Source organism: Thermorhabdus hydrogeniformans, from assembly GCF_049310025.1.
Lineage (GTDB): Bacteria > Bacillota > Thermosediminibacteria > Thermosediminibacterales > Tepidanaerobacteraceae > JBJYKD01.
This window is the reverse complement of record NZ_JBJYKD010000010.1, coordinates 64,415-78,533: the sequence shown is the minus strand read 5'-3', so window position 1 is coordinate 78,533 and position 14,119 is coordinate 64,415. Positions and strand designations below refer to the sequence as shown.

Genomic DNA, 14,119 nt, shown 5'->3' with positions numbered 1-14,119 from the left:
ATAGAACCTTTATCATACACGAGTGAATGAGCGTTATAATCAATTCAAATGAGCAGCTGATAACCAGAGTAAATAGGGTGTTGAAGAACAAAAAAAGTACTCTAAATATCATCAATGATAAACTGACTTTATCCGTTTTTTCGGAAAAATAAGAGAAAATACGAAAAAAGTCAAGGAGATAAACCTTGTAATCAGGGATTCTTCCCATCCCGTCAGGACGTGAGGTTTTATGTAAATACTTTTCGGTTCGTAAAAGCTCCGCATGCCGGGGCTTTATATATTTTTATCGAAGAATGGATAAAATAAGATTACCAGTTGCCGAAAGGGGGACTAAAGTGAAACTATCTTATGAGAAATGAACACAGGAAGCATTATAAAAAGGAACACAAAGAAATAAAAGGTGATAGGCTCTCCCTGAACCAGTACGTGATGATGGGCGTTGGGGGGATAATCGGGGCAGGGTTTTTCCTGGCATCGGGTTTTGCCATACGACTCTCAGGGCCTGCTGTTATAATAAATTACACCCTTTCGGCGTTTATCATGTGGCGGGTTTTCTACGCCTTAGCGGACATGTCTGTAGCCAACCCCGCCGTGGGTTCCTTTTGCATCTACACCCGGGATTACCTGGGGAAGTGGGCGGGATTTATGAGCGGCTGGATCTACTGGATAGCCGGCGTCCTGGTCATGTCCAGCGAAGTGACGGCATCGGGCATTTTCACCCGATACTGGTTGCCCCAAACCCCCTTATGGGTCTTTACCCTCATATACTCGATCCTTGTGGTATATTTGAATTTTAAAGACACTAAAGAATTCGGAACCGTAGAGGCGGATTTTTCTTTCATAAAAGTAGGTGCCCTCGTTGCCATGAGTTTCATCGGGATAGGCGTGATACTTACCCACTTCAGGATGCCTGCCGTGGGCCTGGAGAACTTTTATGCCCAGGGTGGATTTTTCGCAGGGGGGCTCCGGGGCTTTTTTGGTGCTATGCTTATGTCCCTCATCCCCTACGGCGGCATCGAGGTGGCGGCCATGGCGGCCGCCAGCGTGTATAAGCCGGAGGAAAACGTGCCCAGAGGTGTCAATGCGATTTTTACCATGCTCGTTGGCCTTTATCTGGTATCCATGACTGTATTGCTATTACTCACCCCATGGAACCGCGTTCCCACAAGCGCCAGTCCCTTTGTTGTAATGTTTACATATGTAAGGGTGCCCTATATCGACTCCATTTTGAATTTCGTCATATTAAGCGCCGCCCTTACCACCATGAACGCTGCCATGTTCGGAGTGACGAGGGTGCTGTTTTCCCTTGGCCAGGGGGAATGGGCCCCTACGATTTTCACAAGAGAAAATTCCCGCGGCGTTCCTGTTTACGCCCTGGGAGCCAGCAGCATGGGTTTGACACTGGCCGTGGTGCTTTCATACCTTTTGCCCAAAGACGTATATGAGTATATCACCAGTGCCACGGGCTTTATGCAGTTTTTCAATTGGGGTATCATATTGCTGGCATACATGGCATTTTTAAAAAAACGCCAGCTTGCCCCCGAGGAAACACAAGACCAAAACTTAACCCCAAAAACAAGGCTGGTTCCTCAAACCTCGGCCATTTACCCTGAAAGTGCTATCGCCCGTGGATTTTCTGACGAATCTTATAAGCCGGCCCGAAAGGTCCATGCCGGATCAACCTTTATAAGCCCGCAGACAAGCAGTAAAATCGCCCTTGCCTTACTTGTGCTGACTCTTGCCTCACCCCTTTTGATCCCAAAGGAGCGCATATCGGTCCTCATAGCACTGGGGATCATATTTGCCGTCGGTGCAGGTTTTAAAATAGGGGAAAAGTTCGACATCTTTCAAAGATGGTAAAATAAGTCTAATTTCAGTCTGATCTGCCTCAGTCTGCTCTGCCCCCCCGGCGGTTTTCTGCATTTTTTCTGCTTGCAGTGAAGTAAATTGTTATGATCCGGCTGTCATAGTTCTCTTCCTAATTTTCCTTTTGCGCGGGTTCCGTGGTGTCTTTTTTATACATCTCATCCACGCAGAGAAGGATGAGCGGCATGCCTATGGGAATCATGGAGATGGCGGCTGCCACGACGCCGGAATCGTTAAAGGCGAAAGCGGCAACGCTGCCGACGATACCGGACAGAAAACCGAAATAAAGATATTTATGCCGGCGGACTATCTCTTTGAATATGCCGACCGGCCAGACGAAAAGCACTCCCAGGGCAAGGATAAATGCCATAAGCGCCCATGTCCATATGCTGTATTTTATCAGCTTATAGTTCATAAAAAGTTTCCTTTTAAAAATCTGGAGCAGGGCCAGGATGCTGTTTTGTTTAATGAGAAAGCTGGTCTGGCCGATGTGAGACTGGACGTCGGAAGGGCGCGTCCCGTCATATATAAAAAGGACCAGCAGACAAATTGCCAACGCCAGACCGATTTTAATCAAGTCCTTCAGATTGATTTTACCTCTGAAAAGGAGTATCGCTGCGGCCCCAAATCCTACAAAAGCGGCCATGGTTCCTCCCACATTGGTGCCAAGGGTGGGCAGGGCAAGGGTAAGAAGGACAATGGCGTAAATGACGATGCTTATTCCCTTGAGCATTTTTGCATGCCGCCGGTGTTTTTCAACAAGAGCGGTGGTGCCGATTATTGCGGCGCCCAGGAGAAAACCCATGTATTCATTGCCGATGCCGTAGAATCGGGCCCCTCCGATAGGGTCGTATCCCAAAATGGACACCTTCATAAGAGGATTACCCAGAAAAGTATCAAAAATAATCAGAGCGGTGGAAAAAAGGAAGGAGACCGCGAAAATGTTTAAATTGTCTTTTAAAAAACGGGCAAGGCCTGCACCCGATATTGCAATCAGAGCGATGCTAAACAAAGCAAATCTCGCACTATCCCACGGCTTGAATATGGGAAGCAGCAGGAACAGAGTGGGGGTTACCATCACCGATGTTAAAAGGGGTTTCAGATATACTAAATATTTTTTTAAGTGCAAAATAAAGACGATTGAAAGTATAAGAACCGTTACGATAAACCCGATAAATACCCTGACAACGACCGGCCTTGCCTTATAGTTAAATACCGAAATGGAGTTTAAATTTTGAAGAAAATTCAGGGCGTTTTCCGTATTTTTAAAAATGAATCTATGGCCCGTCATTGAAGAGTCGCCCGGAATGCCGAAAAAGCCCAGGATTTCTGCGGCCAGATCCGTATTTGTGACGATTCCGTCTCTTTTGGTGGTGGAGGATGTAAGAATTCCCGAAGGCACCGAATGGCCGTAGACGATGACGGGAGTGAGTCTTTTTCCAGCCTGGATGTCCTCCCGGGCCGGAAAGGGAACGGCGAAGATAAACAGGGTATTGCGGTCGAGAGTATTTAGAATCTTTCCCAGAAAGTCATCGGCCTCTTTGAAAAAACGTTCCTTGTTTTTCATGTACATCTCATCTGAAAAACCAGGATATTTGTTCAGCCTGTAAGTGTCTCCCGTCTGTATTACTATGAAGTTGGCCTTTCCTTTTACGCCGCTGTAGGCGCTGAAAAGGGCGGCATAATCCGTCTTTACGCCGAAAGGACTCATGGGGTCTTCAACAAGCAGGTCTTTGCCCACCCTGCCGTAATCGGTTATGCCGCGGCCGTTCATTGTTATTAAAGCCGCATTGACGCTTATTTCCTCAGCATTCCTGCTCTCGTTGCCTATCACAGCCGTTTTAAGGCCGCGATTATTGAGCAGGGTCCCCAAAAGGCCTATTTTTACAGGGTGGTTTAATTTCCCGTTATTCTTATGGAGATTGGAGATGTCTATGTTGGCGATGTTTTCCTTTTTCATGTCCTGCCCCGTATTTCTCTTATAAATCACATGGACGGGCTCGCTATCAAACAGGTCGTCATATCCCCCGGAGAAACTTCCATAGGAAGAACTTACCGCATAGCTTCCGGCACCGATAGTGGCGTAGGCGTTTGAGTCATTGTAAGAGCCGCCGGAATTTGTATTCATAAGCCCCAGGGCGCCGTTTTCCATGAGGTATTTTAAATTTTTCCCCCCGAAATTCACCATGTCATCGTAATTTATGCCGTCCATTATAAACACGACAACCCTTTTTTCCGACGGGGCGGGGGCGGCGAAGGCGGTTATGGGAAACAGGCAAATAATAATTGAAATGACGAGTAATAGCTTGATTTTCTGCATTTTTCTCACCATATACCCGAGAGTGATGATTCAGTGCTATTATACCAGTCTATTTCGGTCAATGCAACAAACCGTAGGTTCGCCGCTGGTTTACTTTATTCGTTTTTTTAGTACAATATAATTGTACAAGAATCAAATAAAAAATGCGGGTGTTAAAAATGCTTATAACAGGCCCCGTTAAAATCGATTACAAAACTAAAAAACTGGTGAAAAGATTGAAACCGGGCGACATAGCGGTGATATGCCACGAGGATATCGACGAAGTCGGCGCCTGCGGCCTGGTCTCACGAAAGGTGAGGGCCGTGGTGAACGCAAAAAAGTCGATCACCGGCAAATACCCCAATTTGGGGCCGGATATTCTTTCCAGGGCCGGCGTCTTGATAGTGGACGACGCTGGGGAGCAGGTAATGAAGTTAAAAGAAAACTCCGTCGTTTCCATTACGGACACAGGGGAGATATACTGCAATGATGAATTTGTAGCAAAAGGCGAGATACTGACAAAGGAAAAAATTAAAGAAGAAATGGAGGCGGCAAGGAGAAATATAGAAAGTTCGCTGGACAAGTTTATCGACAATACCCTGGAATACGCAAAAAAAGAAAAGTATTTGATAATGGGCGGTGTGGAAATACCGTGTACCGATACGGATTTTAAAAAAAAGCACGTCTTGATTGTCATAAGGGGCAACAATTATAAAGAAGACCTGGCGGCCATAAAGACTTACATAGATGAAGTAAAACCGGTGCTGATAGGGGTCGACGGGGGCGCCGACGCCCTTCTGGAATACGGGTATAGACCCGATATTGTTATCGGCGACATGGACAGCGTTTCCGATGAGGCCTTAAAAACTTGTAAAGAAATCGTCGTCCACGCCTACCCCGACGGCAGGGCTCCGGGCCTCGAGCGGGTGGTAAGTATAGGGCGAAAGGCGAAAGTTTTCAGGGCTCCCGGCACCAGCGAGGACATCGCTATGCTGCTGGCTTATGAAAAGGGGGCGGATTTAATAGTGGCCGTTGGGAGCCATTCCAACATGATAGATTTTCTGGAAAAAGGCAGGAAGGGCATGGCCAGCACCTTTTTGGTGAGGTTAAAAGTGGGTTCAATTCTTGTGGACGCAAAAGGGGCCAGTAAGCTTTACAACCAGAAATTGAGGCCCTTTCACATACTGGGCCTGTTTACCGCCGCCATGGTTCCCATAATGGTGATTTCCATGACGTCGCCTTTCATGCAGTATTTTTTAAAACTCGTGGAACTCAGGGTAAAGATGATTTTGGGCTTTTAAAAGGAGATCAAGAATGCTTATCAATATCAGATATTTGATAATAACGGTGATTTCCATTTTCCTGGCCCTGGGCATAGGAATATTGGTCGGTGCCCAGCTGGATTCCCAGAGCATAATCCTGAAGCAGCAAAAAAGCCTTATCGAAAAGGTTGAAGCAAAGTTTGACGAACTTAATCAGGCCAATGTGGAACTGGAAAATGAGATAAAAAGACTCAAGGAAGAAAACGATAAAAAAGAGACTTACATAAAGAATATCTTTCCGGATTATATTAAAGATAAATTAAAAGGGATGAACGTAATCGTTATCGAAACTTCGGAGGATTACGTGTACACAGGAATAAAGCAGGTCCTTAAAATGAGCGGGGCGCAGGTTTCCGGCCTCAGGATAACCGATAAAATAATGGCCATTGGAGAGGAAGAAAAAAGTGAGCTTGTCACCCATTTCGGCCTGAGCGCCAATCAAGACATCGCCTCTTTCATCGTCAAAAATCTTGCCGATGACGTGGCAGGCGGCAAAGTTGAAGACATAAATTACTTGCGGGAAAAGGGCTTTATCGAGACCCAGGATACTTTTGCCGGTCCCGTCAATTATGTAGTAATGGCCGGAGGGAGCCGGGAGAAAACAGACAAGCATGAGATCGTGGATATTGCTCTGATAAGGGAATTTAAAAAGCGCTCGATACCCGTGGTGGGAGTGGAAACCGTCGATGCGGCCAATTCTTACATGGATTATTATAAAGGGGAAAAAATATCTACAGTGGACAATGTCGATACCGTTATCGGGCAGACATCTCTGGTGCTGGTTTTAAGTGGTAAGAAAGGAAATTTCGGCGTTAAAAAAACCGCCAGCGCCCTGATGCCGTTTGTGAGCGAGGAGGGTAACAGGTGAAAATCTCCGTACTGGTGCCGGCATTTAATGAAGAAGAAAATATAGAAAAAACCCTGCAGGGGCTTGAAAAGTTTAAGGCCGACTTTTGCGCAAAAAAGAACATCGAGACACAAATCATTGTAATCGACGACGGGTCCCGGGACAAAACTTACGAAAAGGCCGTAAAGTACGGGGTGAAAGCCCTGCGCCTCGAGGGCAATAGAGGAAAGGGCGGGGCGCTCCGGGAAGGGTTGAAAAGGGCCGAAGGGGAAATAATCGTTTTCCTGGATGCCGATTTGAGAGAAAGTTCTTATGAGGTTTGCAAACTGGTGGAACCCGTTTTAAACAGAGAGGCCGATGTGGCCATAGCGAGGTTCAGGCCGCCGGCCAAAAGGGGCGGCTTCGGCCTGGTAAAGACACTGGCCTTTTACGGCATAAAAATATTTACCGGAAAAAAAATAAAGAGCGCCCTGTCGGGGCAGAGGGCCTTTGCCAGGGCTGTGCTGGAAGATATAGGGCGTATACCGGACGGATACAGCCTTGAAGTGGGCATGCTGATTGACATCCTGAAAAGGGGCTACACTGTGAAAGAGGTGGATGTGGATATGTACCACGACGTGAGCGGCAGGGATTTAAAGGGTTTTATCCACAGGGGAAGGCAGTTTTTTGACATATTAAAAGTTCTGATAAGTAAAATCGGGGAGAGGAAGGCAATTGCTTAAAGCCCTGCACATCTTCATTATATTCGCTTTTTCCATTTTTCTCAGCTACTGTCTCACCCCCATGTTTATCGATGTTTTTTCCAGGGGTAAAAGCCTTGCAAAAAATTACAGAGGAGAGCTCATACCCTGTGGAATAGGGATCGTATTTATACTTTACTCTATTGTCTGGTATACCCTGTATCTGCTGCTTTTTAACTTTCATTTATTAAGTGCATTATCGATGTTTGATGTATTAATAGTAATGATCGCTTTTTTTGCCGCAAGCCTTATAGGCTTTATCGACGATGTCCTGGGCTCCAGGGATACCCTTGGGATAAAAGGCCATTTTAAAGCCTTATTCACCGGCAGGCTGACGACTGGCGCCGTAAAGGCCATCGTGGGTCTTCTGGTCTCATTTGTGGTAAGCGTTTTTTTATCGGCCGGCATAGCCGAGCTTCTTGTCAATACCCTCACCATAGCTCTTTTTACCAATTTACTCAATTTGCTTGATTTGAGGCCCGGGAGGGCCATCAAATTTTACATATTTTTGCTTGCGATTTTTGCGGTTAACGCTGCGCTGACGGGCGGATATGCGGTATTTTGGCTATTCATACCGCTAATAGGTTCGGTGCTGGGGTATTTCCCCTTTGATTTGAAGGCGAAGTGTATGATGGGAGACGCCGGCTCCAACGTACTGGGCATTTCGGCGGGTATTCTGGCCGTCATGCAACTTGGCCGCTACGAAAAATTTATGGCGCTTATTTTGCTGGTGGCAGTGCATATTTTTGCCGAAAAGTATTCGCTGAGTGAGGTCATAAAGCGCAACCGGGTATTGAATTTTCTGGACAATCTGGGAAGGCAGATTTAGCCGGCTGCGGCGCCTTCTCAAACAATGATAATGCCGGCTGATAAAATCAGGTGTCAATAATATGATAAATTATAAAAAAGGTAAAGTGCGGGATATCATAAAAGAATACAACGGATGCACGGAAATCCTGGTGTCGGTGGAAGGGCAGGACTGCAGGGCCATAAATTACGACAGCCTGACGGGGAAAGTAAAACCGGGCGACGAAGTGCTGCTGAATACCACCGCCGTTGACCTGGGGCTGGGCAGCGGCGGCTTTCATTTTGTGGTTTCGGTCAACGACGGTGAAAACATACTGCCGGAGCAAAAAGAAAAAGGGCATATCATGAAGCTGCGGTATACGCCTCTACAGTTCAGCGTGCTGAGTGTCGAAGAGCAGGACAGCCCCTATCATGACATTTTTAATGATTTTAAAGGCCTCCGTGGAATGCCTGTCATCATCGGGGAGCTTCACAGCATGCTGCTCCCGGCGGTTTTCAATATAAAGCGCACAAATCCGGCGATAAGAGTTTCATATATCATGACCGACGGCGGAGCACTGCCGCTTAATTTCAGCTGGAGCGTCCGGTATCTTAAGGAAAAAGGCTTGATCGAGGGGACGGTGACGTTCGGGCAGGCCTTCGGCGGGGACTTCGAGGCGGTGAATGTGTATACGGCCCTGATCGCCGCCCGGGAGGTATTAAAGGCCGATGCAGCCGTGGTCACCATGGGCCCCGGAATAACGGGGACCGGCACAAAATACGGCTTTTCCGGCATAGAACAGGGGGGCATCATCGACGCCGTAAATACTCTGGAGGGAAGGCCTGTCTTTATCCCAAGGATAAGCTTTGCCGACAGGCGGGAGCGGCATTACGGGATAAGCCACCACAGCATCACCGTCCTGAAGGAAGTAGCAAAGACCCGGGCAGAAGTGGTTCTGCCCGGGCTTGCAAAAGAAAAGTCAGAATACATTTGGAGTCAAATAAAAGACCACGGTATCGACGCAAAACACACCGTTGTACAGGTAGGAAGAAAAGACAGTGAAACGATTTTAAAAAACATTTTGCACTACGGCGTAAAGGTGACCACGATGGGCAGGGGTCTCGACGAAGAAAAAGAATTTTTCCTGACCGCCGGTGCCGCCGGTTACTACTGCGCGTCCTCTCTATAATATTTTTCCGCCTCGGAGACGAGCTCCCTCAAAAGTTCTCCCACGGACACGATCTTATCCACCCTGTATGCGTTTGCTCCTGCAAAGGCAAACCCATCTTTTAAATTTCCCTTTTGCGCGCTTATGAGGGCGTCGGCTATACAGTACGGCGATTTTGTGGGATCACAGGATTTCAGGCAATTGCATATGCAGCGTATGGGCTTTTTAAGCCCGGCCTTTGCGTCTTCCAGAAAGCGGTTGTTAATGGCCCTTCCTATCATACCCACGGGGCTTTTAATTATTGTCAAATCTTCCTTCCGGGCATCGATGTATGCCTTTTTGAATTCGGGTGAAGCATCACATTCATGAGTCGCCACAAAACGGGTGGCCATCTGGACGCCGGATGCCCCCATTTCCAGCAATTCTGCAATATCCTTCCCGCTGTAGACACCCCCTCCCGCCACAACGGGAATTTTCTTTTTGTATTTTTCCTCATAAGATTTGACCGCTTCAAGTACATCGTTCAATATATTTTTAAGGCGGCAGGCAGGGTTTTCCAGTTCTTCTTCGTCAAAACCCAGATGTCCTCCGGCAAGAGGGCCTTCCACCACAATGGCATCGGGGGCCACGCTATAGTTTTTGTCCCAGCTTTTGCATATGATGGAAGCCGCCCTGCCGGAAGAAACTATGGGGGCGATTTTTGTTTTTGAGCCCCCAACGAGCCCGGGCAGTTTTAACGGAAGCCCCGCTCCGCAGAAGATGATATCGATTTTTTCCTTTATGGATTCCACTGCCATTTGCTCGAAGTTATTCAGCGCGGTCATGATGTTTATTCCAAGAACGCCGCTTCCTGCGATTTCCCTCGCCTTTCTTATATGCGCTCTTAAAGCCCGCAGGTTGGCCGCCATCTTGTTGGTAAAATAATCCGGTTCATTAAAGCCGATTTCAACACCGGATATCACGCCGATACCTCCGCTTTGTGCCACGGCCCCGGCCAGTGAGGAGAGGGATATGCCCACCCCCATGCCGCCCTGTATTATCGGAATTTTGGCCACCAGCTCACCGATTTTGAGTTCCGGTAATTTCAATTGACTTCCTCCCAGCATAAAGTTTTATATGGTTCAAGTATAATTGCTTTTTTACAAAATTAAAAGAAAAATTTTTTGAGCAAGCATAATAAACAGAGCAAGCATAATAAGCCATTGAACTCTATTTCTAATAATGGCGGAGCCCCAAACCTGCCGCAGCAGGTTTGGGGCTCTGAACGTTTATTAAATATCCGGCATGTTTATCTCCACGGTTTTGGCAGCCTCATCCCAGAAAACCTTCGCACCCATGGCTTCGCTGACGAATCGGAGCGGCACCATGGTCCTGCCGTTTTTAAATTCGGCCTTTGTGTCAAATGTCAATGTCTTTCCGTTAACCGTGGCTTTATTTTCGCCCATCCTGAGTTTGATTACCCTGTCTTTTGCCTCTATCGTTACGGTTTTACTTTTTTCATCCCAGCCCACCTTTGCTCCGAGGCCCTCGGAGATGAATCTAACCGGTACCATGGTCCGCATGTTCTTGTTTATATATGGCTGCTGGTCCGGGAAGGTCATCTCTTTTCCGTTGAGCCTGACGGTCATTTCAAGAACGGAAAGGTTGAAGGCGGCGGAGACCCCGGCCGCTTTTACGGTTGTGCTTACACTGCCGGATATCCGGGCATTAAGGGTAAGGGTTCGTGGATCGAAGGAGACGGATTTTTCCGGACTGAACTTCCAGCTTACGGCATACGGGTAGGCGAGAGAAATTTTCCGGTTTCCGGGCGCAATGCCGAATACCTTAAGAACAGAAGGCACGCCATTTTTTACCGCCGGCGTTTCGAGCTGAATTTTTTCTATCAGGGGGACGACCCGGTAGGATACCAGCCCGTTTGATACATTAAATACGGCTACTGCCGGTTCTTTTGCGTTTACCCCCGGCATGGAGATGTAGTGCACCCCTTCTTCCATTCGGGCTCCGAAGCGCTCGGCTCCGCCGTATAGCACCCATATCTGGCATTTCCCGTCCTTTGCATAACCCGACAGGAGCTTTTTTAACAACTCGCCCTCGAGAGGGTCCGAAAAGGCCTCCGGCGCCCTGTCCACGACGACAAAAACCGCTTTGTTTTTGCCCTGTATGGATTTCAGATCCGCCTGCAGCTTAATCCACTGATTGTAGTCGGTAAGTCGCAGACTTCCCTTTGAGGCGTCCAGGAATATGAAGAAAGCTTCTTTATCAGAATAAGTGGCATAGCCGCTGCCCGCAGACCTGAAGTTTTTCAGCATTGCCTGCAGGTTTTTGGGTGCGGGTCCACCGGCGTATACCCGCCCGGATATAACCTTTATGCCGGCTTTATTCTGCTCCAGCTGAGATGCCGCTAGACTTAGAGTCTTTTGATTTACCTGGCTGTAGTCGGGGGTCAAAAGCAGGTCTCCGAAAGCTCCCACCACAAGGCCGCCACCCTTCGAGGCGGTGTTGGCCTCATCGAACAATGCGGGTGGTGGGGGCAAAAGAGAATAGTCGAATTTCATGGAAATCATCGCAGTAAGGTCATCCAGATAAACGGAGCCCGCATCGTTTTTCGATGGGTCGGTTTCCACGACATATATGCGCTTTAAGTTGAAAGGCCCTTTGCCCTGCGGCAGGCTTGCCTCCACCCAGCGCCAGTCAAGCCAGTTGATATTGCCGGCAAAATCGATGGTGTATTCTTTGCCTTCGGAGTCTTTCACCATGCCCCGGAGCCAGTGGCCCTGGGCCCGGCCGTATACCCAGAGGCCTATCTTTTCGGTGCCTTCAGGGAGAGGAAAGCCCTCTTCTTCAGAACCGAAAGTCAGGTAGGCCGCCTTTGTGCCTTCACCTCCGGAAAAATCGTAAGACAGTCTGCCGGAATACCGGCCGCTGTACACCGGTTCCGGCGGAGCGGTTATGTTAAAGGAACCTCCCACTCCGGCCGGGTAGGAGGTAAACCCCTTGCCGTCGGGCTTTTCAAAGTTATCCAGCAGTATTTTGTTCGTTCCCACAAGCACCGGGGCGCCGCTCTTCAAACCGGAAAAACCGGCTATAACAGCACCGCTGGCGGAATTCGAAGCCGCAGTAAATTCGCTGCCGTTTACAGTCCCCACGCCGCCCAGCACCTGCCAGTTTACATCAAAAGGTTCCACCGGAGCCTTGTAGCCATTTTTGTCGGTAACGTAAACTTCGAAGGAGGTTTTGGCTCCCGGATTGACCTGGACTTTTTCGGGTGCCACCGAAAGCGCGACCGGGGCCTCAAGCACCCTTATTTCCTGGGTCGCCTTAATCCCCCCCAGGGTGGCCGTAACCTTTCCTGTGCCGCTTTTTGCGGCGGCAAATACATTTTTATCAAATTTTCCCAATCCGCCTGTGACGCTCCACTGCACTGCAGCGGGGTCCACATCCACAGGGTTGTAATTTTCGTCATAAGCCAGCACTTTAAAGACACGGTGTCCGCCTTTCGGCACGTTGAAAGATGCGGCCGCTATCTTGAAGCCGTAGACTTTTCCCGTCGGCGCTGTCGAGAATATGCCTATGCCGTTGGGTACCGGCCTCTGAACACCTTCCGACACGCTGTTTGCGAGTTTGGGCTGTTTTTCTCCCAGGGGTCTTACCACAATGGTGGAAGAACCGCCGCCGTCAAGATTTACCGCGTCGGAAGCCCCCAGTTTAACCATAAGCTCCGCCAGTTCCTGCTGGGTCATGCCACGGCTTTGAGCCTGGCGTCCGTCTACCACCACCAGAATCATGGTTTTTTTATCGGAGGAAAACCCGACGGCGGTCCTGGGGTTTTGACCGGGGATATTGTGCGAAAAGCTTGCAGGAATTTTGCCGTTTTCCACCAGGACGGCTCCGCCGCCCATGGCCATTTTTAAATTGGAAATGTCGGGATTTATGGCCAGATCCAGCTTAACGGTGTCTCCCGCGCTCAAGTGGGATTTTATGAAATTTGCTCCCTCCCCGCCGGCGGCAAGCACCATGCCGTCACCTGGAATATCGGCAACCCTGCCGTCGAAAATGGAGACAACTTTTTCGCCCTGCGTCACGGCAAAGGTAAGATTCGGGCTGTTTGATGCCGGTTCCGGCGTGGTGGAGCCGAATTCCGGCGTATATACGAAAATTTTACCATAAGCGTTTCCCAGCTTGTTCAATCCTCCAATGTCAAAAGAAGCGCCGTCTGAAGCCACTATCTTCCCTGAATACTCCATGCGGAGAATTTGAGGGATTTTTTCCCATGTCAATCCGACGGCGGCCATGTCCTTCCGGTTGGAGGGCGACGATACCAGCTTCCCGTCTTTTATCTGCACTCCAATGGGGGATGACGGCGTCGACATTATAAAGAAGTCGCCGTTTACGCCGGCCACCGCGCCGCTTTCAATTACCATTTTAGTGAGGGGCTCCCGCCGGGACAGCCCTTCGCTGCCGATCAAAGTATCCACATCCACATTTTTCGAAGAAAGGTCTACCTTTAATACATGGATTTTCTGCCAGCCGAGAGATGTGAAGAGGGTTTTGTTTTCGTAAACGACTCCCTTTGTCACGGGAAAGCTCTGAATTTCTTCGTAAAGGGGAATTTCCTGGGCAAAGGCCTGTAGATCTACAGAAAGAATCAACAAAAGGGTCAGGAGAAAAGGAAGAAGCCGGTTTCTCCGGAAGCCTGTTCCATAAAAAAATGACTTATGTAACATTCTATATCCCTCCGTATGTTAGAACATATAATGATATTTTGTCTGTTTTATATGCCCTCCTTTTTGTCCCCTCTTATTAGATATACAATTCTATTTAGATATACAATTCTATACGCAATTGCCAATTCCTCCCCGCTTAACCAGGTAAAATCCGGTAAAACTTTAATGCACCGCTACAGCCCTGCATTCTAAATGACGCAAAAAGACCAAAAAAGTTCCCTCAAAACGGCCGAATTTTTGAGTTTTTCCAGCGGTAATTAAAACGCTGCGAGAAAGTTATAATAAGATAGCAAAAATGCTATATAAATGCAAGAAATAAATACATAAATACGCATTAATAAACAAATAAGAAGAATATAAGACATC

The 14,119-nt window shown here is 48.2% G+C and carries 9 protein-coding genes and 1 pseudogene; 6 read left to right on the top strand and 4 right to left on the bottom strand.

Features of this window, described 5'->3' with window-relative positions; genetic code table 11:
• Nucleotides 1-348 precede the first annotated feature (348 nt).
• A complete protein-coding gene (locus tag ACKX14_RS07170; protein WP_422446103.1) occupies nt 349-1,860 on the top strand; it encodes an amino acid permease in 1,512 nt (503 codons plus the stop codon).
• Between the two features lie 118 nt (nt 1,861-1,978).
• On the opposite strand, the gene ACKX14_RS07165 is transcribed toward ACKX14_RS07170, so the two are convergent.
• Nucleotides 1,979-4,186 (bottom strand): phosphoglyceromutase, encoded by a 2,208-nt coding sequence (locus ACKX14_RS07165; protein ID WP_422446101.1) that lies wholly within the window; start codon nt 4,184-4,186, stop codon nt 1,979-1,981.
• A 158-nt stretch (nt 4,187-4,344) separates the two neighbouring features.
• On the opposite strand from ACKX14_RS07165, the gene steA reads away from it, so the two are divergent.
• The 5 genes from steA (at nt 4,345) to ACKX14_RS07140 (ending at nt 9,050) form a co-directional block, all read left to right on the top strand.
• A complete protein-coding gene (gene steA / locus ACKX14_RS07160; RefSeq protein WP_422446099.1) occupies nt 4,345-5,466 on the top strand; it encodes a putative cytokinetic ring protein SteA in 1,122 nt (373 codons plus the stop codon).
• Nucleotides 5,467-5,479: 13 nt separating this feature from the next.
• A complete protein-coding gene (locus tag ACKX14_RS07155) occupies nt 5,480-6,355 on the top strand; it encodes a copper transporter (RefSeq protein ID WP_422446097.1) in 876 nt (291 codons plus the stop codon).
• Complete coding sequence (locus tag ACKX14_RS07150; protein ID WP_422446095.1) at nt 6,352-7,056, top strand: glycosyltransferase family 2 protein; 705 nt, start codon at nt 6,352-6,354, stop codon at nt 7,054-7,056. The genes ACKX14_RS07155 and ACKX14_RS07150 overlap by 4 nt, the downstream gene beginning before the upstream one ends.
• Nucleotides 7,049-7,903, top strand: a complete 855-nt coding sequence (locus ACKX14_RS07145) for an MraY family glycosyltransferase (RefSeq protein ID WP_422446093.1) — start codon at nt 7,049-7,051, stop codon at nt 7,901-7,903. The genes ACKX14_RS07150 and ACKX14_RS07145 overlap by 8 nt, the downstream gene beginning before the upstream one ends.
• Before the next feature lie 61 nt (nt 7,904-7,964).
• Complete coding sequence (locus ACKX14_RS07140; protein ID WP_422446091.1) at nt 7,965-9,050, top strand: DUF3866 family protein; 1,086 nt, start codon at nt 7,965-7,967, stop codon at nt 9,048-9,050.
• Here ACKX14_RS07140 and ACKX14_RS07135 read toward each other — a convergent pair.
• The 3 genes and pseudogenes from ACKX14_RS07135 to ACKX14_RS07125 all read right to left on the bottom strand — a co-directional run.
• Entirely contained in the window at nt 9,029-10,117 is a 1,089-nt protein-coding gene (locus tag ACKX14_RS07135) for an NAD(P)H-dependent flavin oxidoreductase (RefSeq protein WP_422446089.1), read from the bottom strand. The two genes, ACKX14_RS07140 and ACKX14_RS07135, sit on opposite strands and share 22 nt — an antisense overlap.
• A 183-nt stretch (nt 10,118-10,300) precedes the next feature.
• Nucleotides 10,301-10,657 (bottom strand): copper amine oxidase N-terminal domain-containing protein, encoded by a 357-nt coding sequence (locus ACKX14_RS07130; RefSeq protein ID WP_422446172.1) that lies wholly within the window; start codon nt 10,655-10,657, stop codon nt 10,301-10,303.
• Between the two features lie 1,944 nt (nt 10,658-12,601).
• Nucleotides 12,602-13,273, bottom strand: a pseudogene (locus ACKX14_RS07125) (phosphodiester glycosidase family protein); the annotation flags it as partial.
• Nucleotides 13,274-14,119: the final 846 nt, after the last annotated feature.

Excerpts from the sequence above, each read along its gene's own strand:
- ACKX14_RS07165 (WP_422446101.1), bottom strand. The coding sequence starts at position 4,186 with ATGCAGAAAATCAAGCTATTACTCGTCATTTCAATTATTATTTGCCTG.
- ACKX14_RS07155 (WP_422446097.1), top strand. The coding sequence starts at position 5,480 with ATGCTTATCAATATCAGATATTTGATAATAACGGTGATTTCCATTTTC.
- steA (WP_422446099.1), top strand. The coding sequence starts at position 4,345 with ATGCTTATAACAGGCCCCGTTAAAATCGATTACAAAACTAAAAAACTG.
- ACKX14_RS07170 (WP_422446103.1), top strand. The coding sequence starts at position 349 with ATGAGAAATGAACACAGGAAGCATTATAAAAAGGAACACAAAGAAATA.
- ACKX14_RS07130 (WP_422446172.1), bottom strand. The coding sequence starts at position 10,657 with ATGACCGTCAGGCTCAACGGAAAAGAGATGACCTTCCCGGACCAGCAG.
- ACKX14_RS07140 (WP_422446091.1), top strand. The coding sequence starts at position 7,965 with ATGATAAATTATAAAAAAGGTAAAGTGCGGGATATCATAAAAGAATAC.